We start from the raw sequence: 17,299 nt of genomic DNA, 5'->3' as shown, positions 1-17,299 counted from the left end.
TTCTGTTCAAAAAGACAGTCTATTTCATTGGTTAATGAGGAAATTATGCGCCTACTTCACACCATGCTGCGCGTTGGCGATCTGCAACGTTCCATTGATTTCTACACTAACGTGCTGGGCATGAAGCTGCTGCGCACCAGCGAAAACCCGGAATACAAATACTCGCTGGCGTTCGTGGGTTACGGCCCGGAAACGGATGAAGCGGTGATCGAGCTGACCTACAACTGGGGCGTAGACAGCTATGAGCTGGGCACCGCCTACGGCCACATCGCGCTCGAAGTGGACAACGCGGCCGAAGCGTGTGAGCGTATTCGCAGCAACGGCGGTAACGTCACGCGTGAAGCGGGCCCGGTAAAAGGCGGCACGACCGTAATTGCGTTCGTGGAAGATCCGGACGGTTACAAAATCGAGTTGATTGAAGCCAAAGACGCGGGTCGCGGTCTGGGCAACTGATCCCTCAGGGCGCAACATGCGCCCGTAGTTTTACTGCATCACCCTGCAAAATTTGCCATAATGCGCTCAGCTTTTTCCCCTTGTAAGAGACCCTGATGTCCGATAACGCTCAATTTAGCGGTCTGTGCGACCGTTTTCGTGGTTTTTATCCCGTTGTCATAGATGTAGAAACAGCCGGATTTAACGCTAAAACCGATGCGCTGCTCGAAATTGCCGCCATCACGCTGAAGATGGATGAACAGGGCTGGCTTACACCGGACACCACGCTGCATTTCCACGTTGAACCTTTTGAAGGGGCAAACTTACAGCCGGAAGCGCTGGCGTTTAACGGTATCGATCCGCATAATCCGCTGCGTGGTGCAGTCAGTGAATATGATGCGCTGCACGCCATTTTTAAAATGGTGCGTAAAGGCATGAAAGAGAGTAACTGCAGCCGTGCCATCATGGTGGCCCATAACGCCACCTTCGATCACAGCTTTACCATGGCTGCAGCGGAGCGCGCCGCGCTCAAACGCAACCCCTTCCACCCTTTTGTCACCTTTGATACCGCCGCGCTGAGCGGCCTGGCGCTGGGACAAACGGTGTTATCAAAGGCCTGTATTACGGCTGGCATTCCGTTCGACGGTACACAGGCGCACTCCGCGCTGTATGACACTGAGCGTACCGCAGAGCTGTTCTGTGAGATCGTCAACCGCTGGAAGCGTCTGGGCGGCTGGCCGCTGCCGATTGGCAACAGCGAAGAATAAAAAAAAGCGACCTTATCAGGTCGCTTTTTATTCGCGCAGAAAATTACTCTGCGTCCGGCTCTTCAGTTTTGTACTTCGCCGCCGTCTCTTTGATCAGCTGCTGCAGTTCGCCGCGCTGATACATTTCAATCAGGATATCGCAGCCGCCAACCAGCTCACCGTCAACCCACAGCTGCGGGAAAGTCGGCCAGTTAGCGTACTTAGGCAGCTCAGCGCGGATGTCCGGGTTCTGCAGGATATCAACGTAGGCAAAACGCTCACCACAGGCAGACAGCGCCTGAACCGCTTGTGCGGAGAAGCCGCAGCTTGGCAGCTTCGGAGAACCTTTCATATACAGCAGAATCGGGTTTTCAGCGATCTGGCGCTGGATTTTTTCAATAGTGGTGCTCATGTCTTGCTTCCTTTAACTTCTGTTACGGCATTCGTCTGACATTGTAGCGGGTCAGACTGGCATCGGAAAATAACATTTTTGTCACGTTTATACATTCTACCCCGAGTCACGAAAAGTTGCATTGCAAATGGTGTTTACCCCTGCGGCGGTCAGGGTTTTACTTAGGGAGTGGGCAAATGTGTGACAGAACGATGAATTTTTTTGCACTTGCTAACGAAACACGATTGAAGATTGAAAAATGCTATTAACTTTCCGGGTTTTTATAGATTAGAATCGACGGGCTTTGTAAATCACACGCGGGTATTATTGATGACCTGCATTTATCAGGGGACTGCCCAGTGGCGCGGATAAATAAAATCTCGATCACGCTCTGTGCTTTACTGTTTACTTCACTCACTTTCACGCCAGTGGCAAACGCCTCTCAGCAGGCGCGGCATTCTGCTGTACAAAAAAACCATCTGGTGAAAGCCACAGAACGTAAGAAAAAAACCACCGCTAAGAACGACAAGAAAAAAACACCGGCTCAGACGAAACAGACCGCTTCCAGCAAGACGAAAACAAAACCTTCCCGCACTGCCCACTCCGCTAAAAGTAAAGCTTCGCAAACCGCCGCTAACCTCGTTACCGAAAAATGCATCACGCGTAAAGGCCACAAGGCGAAATGCACGAAGGTCACGAAAATAGCGGAAGTGCATAAAGTGCGCGTACAGAAAGCGCAAAAGACCGCGATGAACAAACTGATGGGGCAGATTGGCAAACCTTATCACTGGGGTGGCAGCTCGCCGCGTACCGGGTTTGACTGCAGCGGCCTCGTCTATTACGCCTATAAAGATCTGGTCAAATTCCGCATTCCTCGTACCGCCAATGAGATGTACCACCTGCGGGATGCTTCACCGGTTGACCGCGGTGAACTGGAAAACGGCGATCTGGTATTCTTCCGCACTCAGGGTCGCGGCACGGCTGACCACGTCGGCGTCTATATAGGCAACGGCAAATTCATCCAGTCTCCACGTAGCGGCCAGGATATTCAGATCACCTCTCTCAGTGAAGACTACTGGGTACGCCACTACGTCGGCGCGCGCCGCGTGATGACGCCGAAAACCATTCGCTAACCTTACCCTGCCACATCCGTGGCGGGGTAAGTTCCTCTTTTGCATACTCTTTCAATTTGCTATTCTGTCCATGTTGTCTGTGTGGTTATTGACAACGCAAAATACAATAAGGAGAGAAGCAATGTCGTTCGAATTACCTGCACTACCGTATGCAAAAGACGCCCTGGCACCGCACATTTCTGCGGAAACCCTGGAATATCATTACGGCAAGCATCACCAGACGTACGTCACCAACCTGAACAATCTGATCAAAGGCACCGATTTTGAAGGCAAAACGCTGGAAGAGATCGTCCGCAGCTCAGAGGGTGGTGTCTTTAACAACGCGGCTCAGGTGTGGAACCACACCTTCTACTGGCACTGCCTGGCGCCGAATGCCGGCGGTGAACCTACCGGTGAACTGGCTACCGCTATTAATGCCGCATTTGGCAGCTTCGCGGATTTCAAAGCGAAATTTACCGATGCAGCCATCAAAAACTTCGGTTCTGGCTGGACGTGGCTGGTTAAAGAGGCGGATGGCAAACTGGCTATCGTGTCCACCTCAAACGCGGGCACCCCGCTGACCACCAGCGCTAAGCCGCTGATGACCGTGGACGTATGGGAACACGCTTACTACATTGATTACCGCAACGCGCGTCCGAACTACCTGGAACACTTCTGGGCACTGGTTAACTGGGACTTTATCGCGAAGAACTTCGCCGCGTAAAAGTCACGCAGAAGGGTTCGCCCTTCTGCGTTTTTGGTTTATTCCGCAGCGCAGGCTGCTTCAGGCTGTTTACGACCCGACATCATCACCAGCAGCAGGCCGAGCGCGGCAATAATCGCCCCCATCACCGGCACAAAGCTGTATCCCAGTCCCCCCGAAATCACGGCCCCACCGGCCGCCGCGCCCAGCGCATTGCCCAGGTTAAACGCACCGATATTCACGGAAGATGAAAGTCCCGGCGCTTCATGCGCGACGCGCATTACGCGCATCTGTAGCGGCGGCACCACGGCAAAGGTGGCGGCTCCCCAGACGACCATCGCAATCGCGGCCCCGAACTCATTACGCGCCAGCCACGGAATTGCAACCATGATGACAATCAGCAGGGTTAAGAAGCCCTTCAGCGTCCCGCTCACGGAACGGTCGGCAAATTTCCCGCCGAGATAGTTGCCGATCGAGAAGCCCACGCCAATCAGCACCAGCATCGCGGTAACGAAGAGAGGCGTTGCGTGGGTGATATCGTGCAGCACCGGTGAAATATAGGTGTAGAGGGTAAACATCGCCCCTGCCCCCAGCACGGTCGTGAGCAGCGCAGAGAGCACCTGCGGGCGCATCAGCACCGCCAGCTCTTTACGCACTTCCGGACGTTCTCCGGAGCTGCCTTTCGGCAGGGAGAAGAACAGCGCCACCATTGCAATCACGCCCAGCCCGGCAGTCGCCAGGAAAGACATACGCCATCCGATCGATTCTCCCAGCCAGGTTGCCGCAGGCACCCCGCCGATATTAGCAATCGTCAGCCCCATGAACATGGTTGCCACGGCGCTCGCCTGCTTATGTTTTGGCACCACGCTTGCAGCAACAACCGACCCCAGCCCAAAGAACGCGCCGTGGTTAAGGCTGGTCAGAACGCGCGACAGCATTAATGTGGTGTAGTCCGGCGAAATGGCCGAAAGCACGTTGCCCAGGGTGAAAATCGCCATCAGGAAAATCAGCGCATTGCGGCGCGCGCGGTGCGAAAGCAGAAGGGTCATCAGCGGTGCCCCGATCATCACGCCGATGGCGTAGGCGCTGATTAACATCCCTGCCGCAGGGATCGAGACATCTACGCCCCGGGCAATAACGGGCAGTAACCCCATCGGGGAGAATTCAGTGGTGCCAATCCCAAAAGCGCCAATCGCCAGGGCCAGCAGGGGAAAATTGATTTTCATGCGTCAACTCCGGATGCCGTGTCATGTGGTGACACAGAACAAAGAAGCGGAAAGCATGACATCAATCACAAAAAATGAGAAGTTAACAAAATGGCAAAAGATTTTTGCCAGAGAAGTAACAATCCGGGGAGTCGGGAGGGAGAAGGCTCTCCCTCCGCGTAAATCAATGCAGCGCAGCCGTCAGACCGGCCGCGACAATCAGAGCCAGCACAACAACGGTGGTGAACAGCGAAAACTTAAGATCGGAACTCATCAATTTTTCTCCTTTTAATCCCCCCACGAAAAGTGAGCTTGCTCATTTTTGCACAGATTACGTCAAAAATCTTCCTGGATTTATACTGATAACCACTTTACCTCTTCCCCTTTTCATCAAGATAGGACAAAATTCCACGCTAAATTTATTAGCGTACCGGCCATTGACCCCCTCCTGACGTCCCGTGTCGTTTTCCCGGCGTGCCGCAATTCAACATTGCGAGATAAGGGTGAGAGAAGGCAAACGTTTACCTTCAAGTTTTTCAGGAGTTTAGGATATGGTCTGGAGTGACATTTAATGGCAACAATTAAAGACGTAGCAAAACGCGCAAACGTTTCCACTACAACCGTATCACATGTAATTAACAAAACCCGCTTTGTGGCGGAAGAGACGCGCAACGCCGTCTGGGCAGCGATTAAAGAGCTGCACTATTCGCCAAGTGCGGTTGCACGTAGCCTCAAGGTTAATCACACCAAGTCCATTGGATTGCTGGCAACCAGCAGTGAAGCGGCCTATTTTGCCGAGATTATTGAAGCAGTTGAAAAAAACTGCTTCCAGAAAGGCTATACCCTGATTCTGGGCAACGCGTGGAACAGCATTGAAAAACAGCGTGCCTACCTGTCGATGATGGCGCAAAAGCGCGTTGATGGCCTGCTGGTGATGTGTTCCGAGTACCCGGAATCCGTGCTGTCGATGCTTGAAGAGTATCGCCATATTCCGATGGTGGTGATGGACTGGGGCGAAGCGCGCGCAGACTTCACCGATTCCGTTATCGATAACGCCTTTGAAGGCGGCTATATGGCCGGACGTTATCTGATCGAACGCGGTCACCGCGAGATTGGCGTGATCCCCGGTCCGCTGGAGCGCAACACCGGCGCGGGCCGTCTGGCCGGTTTTATGAAAGCGATGGAAGAAGCGCTGATCAACGTGCCGGAAAACTGGATTGTGCAGGGCGACTTTGAGCCGGAGTCGGGCTACCGCGCGATGCAGCAGATCGTCTCCCAGCCACACCGTCCGACCGCCGTGTTCTGCGGAGGCGACATCATGGCCATGGGCGCGCTCTGCGCCGCCGACGAGCTGGGCCTGCGCGTACCGCAGGATATTTCCGTGATCGGGTATGACAACGTGCGTAACGCGCGTTTCTTCACGCCAGCGTTGACGACCATTCACCAGCCGAAAGATTCGCTGGGGGAAACGGCCTTCAATATGCTGTTGGACAGAATCGTCAACAAACGCGAAGAGTCGCAGTCCATTGAAGTTCACCCGCGCCTGATTGAACGCCGTTCCGTTGCGGATGGTCCGTTCCGCGACTACCGTCGTTAATCCCTTTACGGGGCCAGCTATGCTGGCTCCCGTAACCATTCCCGGTTCAGCGTTTCGCTGTCCCCCAGATAATCAAGCAGCCAGGCCATCGCGGGCGAGACATCATTTTGTTGCCAGGTCAGGCAGCAGGCCGCGTCCGGGAACGGATTCTCCAGCGTCAGCTCAACCCACTCTCCGGTATCGATGCGCGGACGCGCGAAATGAACGGGCACCATCGCGACGCAAAGTCCGGCGCTGAGGCACGTCGCCGACGATTCCCAGTCAGGGGCAACCACCCTCCGCTGGTTGTCCAGAAGCCAGGTGATACGCTTGGGCAATGAACGAGACGTATCCTCCAGCACCAGCGACGGCCAGTTGCGCAGCGTATCATCGCTCAGCGGCCCTTCCATCGCCGCCAGCGGATGATCGCTTGCCACCACGCATTTCCAGCTCAGCATCCCCATATCACGAAAGGCGTAACGTCCCCCGACCGGGATCGCCTGCGTAGCCCCAATCGCCATCTCTGCCCTGCCGTCCGCCAGCGCATCCCAGACGCCGTTAAACACCTCCTGCGAGACCCGCAGCTCGACGTCAGAGAAATGACGGTAGAAATCGACGATCATCTGCCGGGTGCGTTCCGGCTTAACGATATTATCCACCGCGATGGAAAGATGTCCCCGCCAGCCGTTAGCGATCTGCTGACACTGTTCGCGGGTGATCTGCATTTTTTTGATAACAGAACGCCCTTCCTTTAAAAACCACGCGCCTGCGGGCGTTAATTCCACATCACGATGCCGTCGTTCAAACAGCGGAACCGCCAGCCACTCCTCCAGCTGGCGCACCGTGTAGCTGATTGCCGAAGGGACGCGGTGCAGCTCCTGCGCCGCACCGCTGAAGCTGCCGTTACGCGCAACAGCATCGACCACTTCAAGAGAATAATCTGACCACATTTTCTGCCTGCAAAATTTTTGAATGCACCAGCCAAATATTAGCGTTTCACAAGCGGCTTTGCACTCCCTACACTCAGCGCCAATGTATACCTGCCTCCTCAGGAGAATAAAATAATGCAACCCAGGATCGGTTTTTTAGTCTGGCTCGGCGGCTTAAGCGTGCTGGGCTTTTTGGCCACCGATATGTACCTGCCGGCGTTTGCCGCCATGCAGGAAGATTTACAAACGCCTGCTGCCGCCATCAGCGCCAGCCTGAGTTTGTTCCTCGCCGGTTTTGCTTTCGCACAGCTGCTCTGGGGACCGCTCTCGGATCGCTTTGGTCGTAAACCGGTACTGTTGCTGGGTCTGGCCATTTTTGCCGTGGGCTGCCTGGGGATGCTATGGGTACGCGATGCCACCTGGCTGCTGGTGCTGCGGTTTATTCAGGCCGTGGGCGTCTGTGCCGCGGCCGTGACCTGGCAGGCGCTGGTCACCGACTATTACCCGGCTAACCGCACAAACCGTATTTTCGCCACCATTATGCCGCTGGTGGGTCTTTCACCTGCCCTTGCCCCACTGCTGGGCAGCTGGATCCTCGCGCATTTCGACTGGCAGGCCATCTTCGCCACGCTGTTTGCCATTACCCTGGTACTGATGCTGCCGGCGTTCGCCCTCAGGCCCGCGCATAAAAAAGAAGCGCACGCTGACGCGACGCCGATTACCTTCACTTCCCTGCTCAGCACCAAAGCGTATCGCGGTAATGTCCTGATCTATGCCGCCTGCTCGGCAAGCTTCTTCGCGTGGCTCACCGGTTCGCCGTTCATTCTGCACGATATGGGCTACAGCCCTGCAGCCATCGGCCTGAGCTATGTTCCGCAGACTATCGCGTTTCTGGTGGGCGGGTACGGCTGTCGCGCGGCGCTGCAAAAATGGGAAGGTCAGCAGATGCTGCCGTGGCTGCTGGTGCTGTATGCGCTGAGCGTCATCGGGACCTGGGCCGTTGGCTTTATTCCGGGTGCCGGTCTGGCTGAAATTTTGATCCCATTCTGCGTGATGGCCGTCGCGAACGGGGCGATTTACCCGATTGTCGTAGCCCAGGCGCTGCGTCCGTTCCCGCAGGCGACAGGCCGCGCCGCCGCGCTGCAGAACACCCTGCAGCTGGGGCTGTGTTTCCTGGCAAGTCTGGTGGTCTCCGCGCTCATTGCCACGCCGCTCCTGACCACCACCAGCGTGATGCTGGTAACCGTTGCGCTGGCGGTGATGGGCTATCGCATGCAGGCAGCCGCGCAGCGTGAGCAGGACAACCGCACTCAGGTTGAAACATCACATGCCTGATCGCGCCGGAAATCATGTTAATTTTCAGTGATTAGGTTGCTAAGAATTTTCTATTGAATCACCAAATTTTGAGGCCTATACTAAATTTGGTTCGATTAAATACGATAAATATTAAGTGTTAACGGGAGCCGGAGCGCTCCCGTTTTACCATGGAAGGCATTTCGGCAAGGGTTATCTCCCTTCCTCTGTTCTACGTCGGATACTAGCCTCGCGGTATTTACCGTGAGATTTCTCACAAACCAAAAAAAGCGTCTACGCTGTTTTAAGGTTCTGATCACAGTAGGGTGATGGAGAAGCTATGAGTTCATCGTGTATAGAAGAAGTCAGCGTTCCGGACGACAACTGGTCCCGGATCGTCAGTGAACTGTTAGGTCGAGCAGGCATCACTATTAATGGATCATCGCCATCCGATCCTCAGGTTAAACATCCCGACTTTTTTAAACGCGTGTTGCGGGAGGGTTCGTTAGGCCTGGGAGAAAGTTATATGGACGGCTGGTGGGAGTGTGAACGTCTGGATACCTTTTTCGCCAGCGTGCTGCGTGCCGGTCTTGAAAATCAACTCCCTCGCAATCTGAAAGACACCCTGCGCGTCGCCTCTGCCCGACTGTTCAATCTGCAAAGTAAAAAACGCGCGTGGATTGTTGGCAAAGAACACTACGATCTTGGCAATGACCTGTTCAGCCGTATGCTGGACCCTTTCATGCAGTACTCCTGCGCCTACTGGAAAGAGGCGTCGACCCTTGAAGATGCCCAGCAGGCCAAGCTGCGTCTGATTAGCGAGAAGCTGCAGCTGCAGCCCGGTATGCGCGTGCTGGATATTGGCTGCGGCTGGGGTGGGCTGGCGTATTTTATGGCGAAGCACTATGGCGTCAGCGTTGTCGGCGTGACGATTTCAGCGGAACAGCAAAAAATGGCGCGAGAGCGCTGCCAGGGTCTCGATGTGGATATCCGGCTGCAGGATTACCGTGACCTGAACGAACAGTTTGACCGGATCGTTTCCGTCGGCATGTTCGAGCACGTCGGGCCGAAAAACTACGATACCTATTTTGAGGTGGTGGATCGTAATCTGAAACCGGACGGCATCTTCCTGCTCCACACTATCGGCTCTAAGCGGACCGACAATAACGTCGACCCATGGATCAACAAATACATCTTTCCGAATGGCTGCTTACCGTCCGTTCGCCAGATTGCCAACGCCAGCGAATCCCATTTCGTGATGGAAGACTGGCATAACTTTGGCGCGGATTACGACACTACGTTGATGGCATGGCACGCGCGTTTTCAGGAAACCTGGCCAGAAATTGCGGACAACTATTCTGAACGATTCAAGCGGATGTTTAGCTATTATTTAAATGCCTGCGCGGGAGCGTTTCGCGCGCGGGATATTCAGCTCTGGCAGGTGGTATTCAGCCGTGGGATTGAACACGGATTACGTGTCGCACGCTAAAAAAATAACCCCGGATACCCGGGGTTATTTTTTATTCTTCTTCCGCGGCGGTCTTTATTATTGCGGCTTCTTTTGCTGCCAGCACGCGCTCAACGGTATCCACTACCGCCTGGGTTTGCGGATCGATTTCGATATTCACGCGATGCCCCAGTTTTTTGGCGCCCAGCGTTGTGCGCTGCAGCGTCTCGGGAATTAAATGCACGCAAAAGCGCGTCGGCGTCACTTCTCCGACGGTCAGACTAATCCCGTCAATGCCAATAAATCCTTTATAGAGGATGTATTTCATTAATGAAGGATCCTGCATTTTAAACCAGATTTGACGGTTATTTTCCGAGGTCACGATTTTTGCCACTTCAGCGGTGGTCATGATGTGCCCGGACATCAGGTGGCCGCCAATCTCATCGCTGAACTTCGCCGCGCGCTCAACGTTGACGGTATCCCCCACCACCAGTTCACCCAGGTTGGTGATACGCAGCGTCTCTTTCATTAAATCAAAGCTAATCTGGTTACCGTTAATTTCGGTAACGGTCAGGCAGCAGCCGTTATGTGCAATCGACGCGCCGGTCTCTATGCCGTCGAGCATATATTCCGGCAGCTCAACCACGTGAGTACGGAAATTGGGTTTTTCATCAATGGACACCACTTTGGCGGTGCCCTGCACAATACCAGTAAACATGCTTACAACTCCTGTTTTTTCCAGACGGTGGCGACACCGTTTAATCCCACCACAATAACAGTTGGAAAAACAGGTTGCCAGCGGGGCGCATTTTCTGGCGATTTTTTCACTAGATAAATAGCTAAAGCTCGCTACAATAGCTGGCACCCCCCTGCATTTTCTTCTTGCTGCCAGTTACGGCGGCTTTTTTAGTCTCTCAAATAACAACAAAATAAAGGTGTTCACGTGCAGAAGTACATGAATGAAGCGCGCCAGCTATTGGCACTGGCTATACCAGTGATCGTCGCGCAAGTGGCCCAGACCGCAATGGGATTTGTGGATACGGTAATGGCAGGTGGCTACAGCGCCACCGATATGGCGGCCGTTGCTATCGGCACGTCAATCTGGCTTCCGGCCATCCTGTTCGGCCACGGTCTGCTGCTCGCGCTCACGCCGGTTATCGCTCAGCTGAACGGCTCGGGTCGTCGCGATCGCATTGCGCATCAGGTCCGTCAGGGTTTCTGGCTGGCAGGGTTTGTCTCCCTGCTGATCATGGTCGTGCTCTGGAACGCGGGTCATATTATTCGGGCGATGCATAACATTGACCCGGCGCTGGCTGATAAAGCCGTGGGCTATCTGCGCGCCCTGCTCTGGGGTGCGCCCGGCTACCTCTTTTTCCAGGTGGCGCGTAACCAGTGTGAGGGCCTGGCGAAAACCAAGCCCGGGATGGTGATGGGCTTTATCGGTTTGCTGGTCAACATTCCGGTGAACTATGTCTTTATTTACGGTCATTTCGGGATGCCGGAGCTCGGCGGCGTCGGCTGCGGCGTGGCGACGGCAGCCGTTTACTGGGTGATGTTCTTCTCAATGCTCACCTTTGTGAAGCGCGCCCGCTCCATGCGCGATATTCGCAACGAGAACAGATTTAGCACGCCGGACTGGAACATCATGACGCGTCTGGTGCAGTTAGGGTTGCCAATTGCCCTCGCCCTGTTCTTCGAGGTGACCCTGTTTGCCGTGGTCGCCCTGCTGGTCTCCCCGCTGGGCATTGTGAACGTGGCCGGGCACCAGATTGCGCTGAACTTCAGCTCCCTGATGTTCGTCCTGCCGATGTCGCTGGCGGCGGCGGTGACGATTCGCGTGGGCTTCCGCCTGGGCCAGGGCTCAACGCTGGATGCGCAAACGGCCTCCCGGACCGGGCTGGGCGTCGGCGTCTGCATGGCGGTCTGTACTGCGCTCTTTACCGTTGCATTACGCGAGCAGATTGCCCTGCTCTATAACGACAATCCGGAAGTGGTCACGCTGGCATCACACCTGATGCTGCTGGCCGCGATTTACCAGATCTCTGACTCCATCCAGGTGATTGGCAGCGGCGTGCTGCGCGGATATAAAGACACGCGCTCCATCTTCTTTATCACCTTCATCGCCTACTGGGTGCTGGGACTGCCGAGTGGCTACATCCTGGCGCTTACCGATCTGGTAGTGGATCGCATGGGTCCGGCTGGGTTCTGGATGGGCTTTATCATCGGCCTGACGTCGGCGGCGATTATGATGATGATGCGAATGCGCTTCCTGCAACGCCAGCCATCAACGGTTATTTTGCAACGCGCGGCACGTTAACGATGCGGTAGCCGCCGCCCGGCGGCTACTTTCTCTTCACTTTGCGCGGTAATGAAGCAATCGCGTGAAATCAGAGAGAAAAATGCATTTTCCCTCTTGCCACCTCGGTGCTGTGCCGCTAATATTCGTCCCCGTTGTCACCGACAACACGTTGCGTTCATAGCTCAGTTGGTTAGAGCACCACCTTGACATGGTGGGGGTCGTTGGTTCGAGTCCAATTGAACGCACCATTCTGCGTCCGTAGCTCAGTTGGTTAGAGCACCACCTTGACATGGTGGGGGTCGGTGGTTCGAGTCCACTCGGACGCACCATTTCAGTCCTGAAATGGTGCAAATCCTCTTCTGACATCCTGAATTTTCCTAATCCCTTATTTTCTTCATTGTTCTCCTGCTACGCTTTTCCTATGGAAAAAAACACAGGAAACGTGTTGATGAAGAAGATCGCGATTATCGGCTCCGGCCCCACGGGGATTTATACTTTTTATCATCTCCTTAAAAACAGCGCGCCGCTCTCAGTTTCCATCTTTGAACAATCCGAAGACGCCGGCGTGGGTATGCCCTATAACGACGACGATAATTCCCGGCTGATGCTGGCGAATATCGCGAGCATTGAAATCCCGCCCATTTTTATGACCTACCTCGACTGGCTCAAGGAACAGAGTGAAGCTCATCTTGCGCGCTTTAAGGTTGATAAATCCCACCTGCATGACCGACAGTTCCTGCCCAGGCTCTTGTTGGGTGAGTATTTCCGCGACAGCTTTCTTTCCATCGTAAAAGAGGCAAAAAAGCTGGGAATCAAAGTTAATGTCCATGAATCTGCGAAGGTCACTGACATCATTCCCGCGACAACCGGCGTTACGCTTTCCGTCAACGGCAGCGTCTTGCCCGAACAATTCGACCTTGCGGTTATCGCCACCGGCCACGTCTGGCCAGACGAGGATGAAGCCACGCGCACGTTCTTCCCCAGCCCGTGGTCCGGTCTGATGGACGCCAGTATCCCTCCCTGCCGCGTTGGCATCATGGGGACATCCCTGAGCGGGCTGGATGCCGCCATGGCGGTAGTGATGCAGCACGGCGAGTTTCGTGACGGTAAATTTATCCTCGATAAAGGCAGCGAGGCATTAAACATTGTCCTGATGTCCCGGACGGGCATTCTGCCTGAGGCCGATTTTTACTGCCCTATTCCTTACGAGCCGCTGTCGGTATTGACCGAACGCGTGGTTGAAACCGAGATTGCCAAAGGTTCGGATAGCCTGCTCGATCGCATCTTTACGCTGATGGTGAAAGAGCTTCAGCTCGCTGACCCGATGTGGTGCGAGAAAATATCCCTGCATAAGCAGAATGCGGACAGCATTCGTGAGGCATGGTTTGAAGATCGCAAACGGCACGGCCCCTTTACCTGGGCGGAAGAGAATCTCGACGAGGTTGAACGCAACAAACGCGAACGCCGTACCGTGGCCTGGCGCTATACCGTGCTTCGGCTGCATGAAGTGGTTCAGGCGATCGTGCCCCATCTCGACGAGCGAGACGGCAAACGCTTCAAACAGGGGCTGGCCCGGATATTTATTGACAACTATGCGGCCATCCCCCCGCAGTCTATCCGCAGGCTGCTCGCGCTTCGGGAAGCCGGCATCATTAGCGCGGCTGCGCTCGGTGACGATTACACGCTGGATGTTTGCAGCGATCGAACGGTGATAACCACTAAAGAGACCGTTTACCGTTTCGACGTTTTTATTGATGCGCGAGGGCAGAAACCACTCAAAACGAAAGATCTGCCCTTCCCGACGCTGCGCAAACAGCTGGAAGCAACGGGCGAAGAGATACCCGACATCGGCGAGGATTACACGCTAAAAGCACCTGAAACGGTTCGCGGGCGCATCGCCTTCGGCGCGATACCCTGGCTGATGCACGATCGTCCCTTCGTTCAGGGGCTGGCGGAATGTGCAGAGATTGCACAAGCAATAGCGAAAGCGGCGGAAGAACCCGCGTCGGGATCGCGGCGGAGATTACCGTATATCGAGAGCTGACAGGGCTTCCGTGCCCTGCTGTCGCGGATTACTCGAAGAAGACTTCCGGTTTTTCAGACAGCGAAACGAAGGTTTTCGTCGCTTTATCCAGGGCAAGGATTTTGCCGCTTTCAATGTCGTACACCCAGCCGTGCAGTCGGATGGAATTATTACGCAGGCCCACCGCGACAGACGGATGGGTCTTAATGTTGCTCAGCTGTGCAAACACGTTCTCCTGCACCATCGCATTGACTTTATCGATCGGCTTATCCCAGGTTTTCTTCTCTACCACGGCTTTCGCCGCGTCAGAATAGCGCAGCCAGTGTGACACAGCAGGCATCGGCTCCAGGTTCGCGTTATCGGCAATCGCCTTCATCGCGCCACAGTTGGAGTGACCGCAGATCACGATGTCCGTGACGCCCAGCGCCACCACGGCGTATTCGATAGTGGCGGACACGCCGCCAGGCTCCGGCCCGAAAGGCGGCACGATGTTGCCAGCATTACGAATGACAAAGAGTTGTCCTGGCTCTTGCTGGGTGACCAGTTCCGGGACCAGACGGCTGTCGGAGCATGAGATGAACAGCGCTTTGGGATTCTGGCTGGACGCTAAACTGCGGAAGAGTTCTTTACGTTGCGGGAAAATCTCTTTTTGAAAGCTGAGAAAACCTTCAATGATATGTTGCATAGCAATGTCTCTTTTATCTGTTTTAGTTTAGGTATGATCGAGATCACACTCGTAAAGTTTACCCATCGTGGTTTACTTCAGACAAGCAATATATTTCTGGCCCGACCGCTGCACAATCTCGTCCGCGAAGGCCTGGATATTCTGCCCTTCGAACGCGCCGTAAAGACGTTCAAAGGTTTTGCCTTCGAGATGACTCACCACCGACGCCACGGTGCGGGCCGGCAGCGGAAGATAATTCGGGTAGCTCCACATAAACGAGACGGCGTCTTTACCCGGCGTGACCTGCAGAATATCGCCCACCAGCAACACCCCATCCCCCTCCTGCCAGTGCAGCACCGTCCCACCGGCAAAATGCCCGCCCAGACGCAGCAGGGTGACCGACGGGAAAATCTCCAGCGCATCCCCTTCCCAGAAATGAATGGCCGGGCTGTGGCGCATAACCCACTCTCTGTCGCTGGCGTGCAGGTACACCGGCGCATCAAACGCCGCAGCCCACTCCTGCATCGTGGTGTAATAGTGCGGATGTGAAATCGCTATCGCGCTGAGGCCGCCGAGGGCGGTAATGAGCGCTTTGGTTGCGGCGTCGAGGTTGGCGATGCAGTCCCAGAGAATATTCCCGTGGGACGTTTGCAGGAGCAGCGCCCGCTGGTTGATAGCAAACGCGGGCACCGTTTTGATCCCAAACAGCCGCGGCTCCAGCAGCTGCCATTTGTTGGTATGCGTGGCGGTGACGGTGTCGAGATCGGTCCACGACTGGCCCGTGGCGGGCACATACTGGCGCTCGTCCTCGCAAATTGGGCATCTGTCCGGCCGGGCATCGTAGGCGGTTCCGCAGGTTTTACAGAGTGTAATCATGTGCTCTCCTCAGCGATAAAGCACTGAGTATGGCAGGGATTATCCTTATGTGCTGCGAGGTACATTGCTGGCTTTTTTTGCCCTATACTGTGCCGGTATCAAAAACTGAACTGAGCAGGTGCCACATGGAAATTGATCTCGATAACTTAGTCTTTAACGGTCTGGATGAAGCCGAAGAGCGTAATGCCGAACGTCTGGACGATGCAGACAAAAAAGCGCAGGCGATTGTCGCCGACGACGACTGCGGCGACGCCTGCAAGATCTAATAAAAAAGCACCGGGAAACCGGTGCTTTTTTATTTCACTCGTTAAACGTTACGCACACCTCGTTCCAGTACGTTTCGCGCGTGCGGCGCAGTTCAGCGTGACGTTTTATCATGGAACCACTCCGGGTCAATGTTGGCAACGTCCACGCCATACAGGCTGGCGACAGGCAGGATTGACTCAAGAACACGTTGCGCGCTGTTCTCCGCATTCACTGGTCGGGTCGCAAAAAACCGCCGTAACGTGCTGATCCATTTTTTCATCGTCTTACCCTCTCTCGCCGTGTCTGCCTTCAGTTAAACACCCAATGTCTGCGCAAGGGAAATACCAAAATCCACTGTCGATGTGCAGGATCTGCAAATAGCATCCCGGTCTTTTCACTCTTCATTAACACCTTGTTCACTAATGCTTTTTTGCTCATAGCAAAGAACGATTTCTTATTTGGCGATAGCTTTCGCTTATGGGAGCGTAGCGGGGTAAAACAAAAACAACGGGATGGCGAATGACTATGGCAGCAAACATGAAAGGCTTTACCAAAAGGACACTGGTTCTGGGATTACTGGCGGCGGGCAGCCTGCTTTCAGCGCAGGCACAGGCAGATCAGCTGGCGGATATTAAGGCCGCAGGGGTGGTGAAAGTGGCCACTTTTGACGCCAATCCGCCGTTTGGCTCTGTTGATGCAAAAACGCATGAGATCGTGGGTTACGACGTGGACTTCGCCAAAGCGCTGGCAAAATCGCTCGGCGTGAAGCTTGAACTGGTTGCCACCAATCCGGCCAACCGTATTCCGCTGCTGCAGTCCGGGAAAGCAGACCTGATCGTGGCGGATATTACTGTCACCCCTGAACGCGCGCAGGTGATTGATTTCTCGACGCCTTACTTCGTCACCGGCCAGCAGTTCCTGGTGCCGGCTAAATCACCGGACAAGCTTGATGACTATAGCCGTTCGCGCATTGGCGCGGTCAAAGGAACGACGGGCGAGCAGGCGCTGCACCAGCGTTTCCCGCAGTCACGCGTGCTCTCGTATGACGATATTCCGCTGGCGCTGACGGCACTGCGCAACGGTAACGTACAGGCCATCACCCAGGACAGCACCATTCTGGCCGGTCTGCTGGCGCAGGCGCCGGATAAAGCGAACTTCAAAATCCTGCCCGATCTCCTCAGCAAGGAAGAGATTGGCGTTGGGGTGAAAAAAGGCGAAACGGCGCTGCTGAAGGCCGTTAACGACGAGCTGGTTAATCTCGAGAAGAACGGCCAGGCGGCAAAAATCTATGACGTCTGGTTTGGCCCAAACACGCCCGCTCCACAGCCTCGCGCCTTTAAAATAGAAGCCCAGTAAT

19 protein-coding genes and 2 tRNA genes are annotated in these 17,299 nt (G+C 54.8%); 13 read left to right on the top strand and 8 right to left on the bottom strand.

Going from position 1 to position 17,299, the window contains the following annotated elements; translation table 11 throughout:
* Nucleotides 1-45 precede the first annotated feature (45 nt).
* The gene (gene gloA, locus KGP24_RS10550; RefSeq protein ID WP_013096923.1) at nt 46-453 is read left to right on the top strand and encodes a lactoylglutathione lyase; all 408 of its coding nucleotides are present in this window, start codon (nt 46-48) and stop codon (nt 451-453) included.
* Between the two features lie 95 nt (nt 454-548).
* Entirely contained in the window at nt 549-1,199 is a 651-nt protein-coding gene (rnt, locus tag KGP24_RS10545) for a ribonuclease T (RefSeq protein WP_223563266.1), read from the top strand.
* Between the two features lie 43 nt (nt 1,200-1,242).
* On the opposite strand, the gene grxD is transcribed toward rnt, so the two are convergent.
* Nucleotides 1,243-1,590 carry a monothiol glutaredoxin 4 gene (gene grxD / locus KGP24_RS10540; RefSeq protein WP_003832760.1) on the bottom strand — a complete coding sequence of 116 codons (348 nt, stop codon included), beginning with the start codon at nt 1,588-1,590 and terminating at the stop codon, nt 1,243-1,245.
* A gap of 338 nt (nt 1,591-1,928) precedes the next feature.
* Between grxD and KGP24_RS10535 the strand changes: the two genes are divergently transcribed.
* Entirely contained in the window at nt 1,929-2,702 is a 774-nt protein-coding gene (locus tag KGP24_RS10535; RefSeq protein ID WP_223563265.1) for a C40 family peptidase, read from the top strand.
* Nucleotides 2,703-2,823: 121 nt separating this feature from the next.
* Nucleotides 2,824-3,405: a superoxide dismutase [Fe] gene (gene sodB, locus KGP24_RS10530; RefSeq protein ID WP_223563264.1), complete on the top strand. Its 582-nt coding sequence runs from the start codon at nt 2,824-2,826 to the stop codon at nt 3,403-3,405.
* Between the two features lie 38 nt (nt 3,406-3,443).
* Here the strand turns inward: sodB and KGP24_RS10525 are convergent, their stop codons facing one another.
* Together KGP24_RS10525 and KGP24_RS10520 are read right to left on the bottom strand one after the other, a co-directional pair.
* Entirely contained in the window at nt 3,444-4,610 is a 1,167-nt protein-coding gene (locus tag KGP24_RS10525; RefSeq protein WP_223563263.1) for an MFS transporter, read from the bottom strand.
* 163 nt (nt 4,611-4,773) lie between these two features.
* On the bottom strand, nt 4,774-4,863 hold the full coding sequence (locus KGP24_RS10520; protein WP_008500596.1) for a YnhF family membrane protein: 90 nt from the start codon (nt 4,861-4,863) through the stop codon (nt 4,774-4,776).
* Between the two features lie 297 nt (nt 4,864-5,160).
* Here KGP24_RS10520 and purR point away from each other — a divergent pair, with 297 nt between their 5' ends.
* The gene (gene purR, locus KGP24_RS10515) at nt 5,161-6,186 is read left to right on the top strand and encodes an HTH-type transcriptional repressor PurR (RefSeq protein ID WP_194400987.1); all 1,026 of its coding nucleotides are present in this window, start codon (nt 5,161-5,163) and stop codon (nt 6,184-6,186) included.
* A 17-nt stretch (nt 6,187-6,203) separates the two neighbouring features.
* Here the strand turns inward: purR and punR are convergent, their stop codons facing one another.
* A complete protein-coding gene (gene punR, locus KGP24_RS10510) occupies nt 6,204-7,115 on the bottom strand; it encodes a DNA-binding transcriptional activator PunR (protein ID WP_023311350.1) in 912 nt (303 codons plus the stop codon).
* Between the two features lie 114 nt (nt 7,116-7,229).
* Here punR and punC point away from each other — a divergent pair, with 114 nt between their 5' ends.
* Both punC and cfa read left to right on the top strand, forming a co-directional pair.
* Nucleotides 7,230-8,429: a purine nucleoside transporter PunC gene (punC, locus tag KGP24_RS10505; RefSeq protein WP_223563262.1), complete on the top strand. Its 1,200-nt coding sequence runs from the start codon at nt 7,230-7,232 to the stop codon at nt 8,427-8,429.
* 298 nt (nt 8,430-8,727) lie between these two features.
* Complete coding sequence (gene cfa / locus KGP24_RS10500; protein WP_223563261.1) at nt 8,728-9,876, top strand: cyclopropane fatty acyl phospholipid synthase; 1,149 nt, start codon at nt 8,728-8,730, stop codon at nt 9,874-9,876.
* A gap of 31 nt (nt 9,877-9,907) precedes the next feature.
* Here cfa and KGP24_RS10495 read toward each other — a convergent pair whose 3' ends face one another.
* Nucleotides 9,908-10,552: a riboflavin synthase subunit alpha gene (locus KGP24_RS10495; RefSeq protein ID WP_223563260.1), complete on the bottom strand. Its 645-nt coding sequence runs from the start codon at nt 10,550-10,552 to the stop codon at nt 9,908-9,910.
* 225 nt (nt 10,553-10,777) lie between these two features.
* Between KGP24_RS10495 and mdtK the strand changes: the two genes are divergently transcribed.
* From mdtK to KGP24_RS10475, 4 genes are all read left to right on the top strand, one after another.
* Nucleotides 10,778-12,151, top strand: a complete 1,374-nt coding sequence (gene mdtK, locus KGP24_RS10490) for an MdtK family multidrug efflux MATE transporter (protein ID WP_223563259.1) — start codon at nt 10,778-10,780, stop codon at nt 12,149-12,151.
* 153 nt (nt 12,152-12,304) lie between these two features.
* Nucleotides 12,305-12,381 (top strand) — tRNA-Val (locus tag KGP24_RS10485).
* Nucleotides 12,382-12,385: 4 nt separating this feature from the next.
* Nucleotides 12,386-12,462: transfer RNA gene (locus KGP24_RS10480), tRNA-Val, on the top strand.
* A gap of 119 nt (nt 12,463-12,581) precedes the next feature.
* Complete coding sequence (locus tag KGP24_RS10475) at nt 12,582-14,177, top strand: FAD-NAD(P)-binding protein (RefSeq protein WP_223563258.1); 1,596 nt, start codon at nt 12,582-12,584, stop codon at nt 14,175-14,177.
* Between the two features lie 28 nt (nt 14,178-14,205).
* Here the strand turns inward: KGP24_RS10475 and KGP24_RS10470 are convergent, their stop codons facing one another.
* The gene (locus KGP24_RS10470; protein WP_223563257.1) at nt 14,206-14,841 is read right to left on the bottom strand and encodes a carbonic anhydrase; all 636 of its coding nucleotides are present in this window, start codon (nt 14,839-14,841) and stop codon (nt 14,206-14,208) included.
* Nucleotides 14,842-14,913: 72 nt separating this feature from the next.
* Nucleotides 14,914-15,696: an MBL fold metallo-hydrolase gene (locus KGP24_RS10465; RefSeq protein WP_223563256.1), complete on the bottom strand. Its 783-nt coding sequence runs from the start codon at nt 15,694-15,696 to the stop codon at nt 14,914-14,916.
* Between the two features lie 125 nt (nt 15,697-15,821).
* Here KGP24_RS10465 and KGP24_RS10460 point away from each other — a divergent pair, with 125 nt between their 5' ends.
* Nucleotides 15,822-15,962 (top strand): hypothetical protein, encoded by a 141-nt coding sequence (locus KGP24_RS10460; protein WP_003857665.1) that lies wholly within the window; start codon nt 15,822-15,824, stop codon nt 15,960-15,962.
* Between the two features lie 92 nt (nt 15,963-16,054).
* Here the strand turns inward: KGP24_RS10460 and KGP24_RS10455 are convergent, their stop codons facing one another.
* A complete protein-coding gene (locus tag KGP24_RS10455; protein WP_014831607.1) occupies nt 16,055-16,222 on the bottom strand; it encodes a hypothetical protein in 168 nt (55 codons plus the stop codon).
* Between the two features lie 245 nt (nt 16,223-16,467).
* Here KGP24_RS10455 and KGP24_RS10450 point away from each other — a divergent pair, with 245 nt between their 5' ends.
* The gene (locus tag KGP24_RS10450) at nt 16,468-17,298 is read left to right on the top strand and encodes an ABC transporter substrate-binding protein (RefSeq protein ID WP_223563481.1); all 831 of its coding nucleotides are present in this window, start codon (nt 16,468-16,470) and stop codon (nt 17,296-17,298) included.
* Nucleotide 17,299 lies beyond the last annotated feature (1 nt).

Origin of the sequence: Enterobacter sp. JBIWA008, assembly GCF_019968765.1 — a bacterium.
Lineage (GTDB): Bacteria > Pseudomonadota > Gammaproteobacteria > Enterobacterales > Enterobacteriaceae > Enterobacter.
This window is presented reverse-complemented; position numbering and strand designations above follow the sequence as displayed.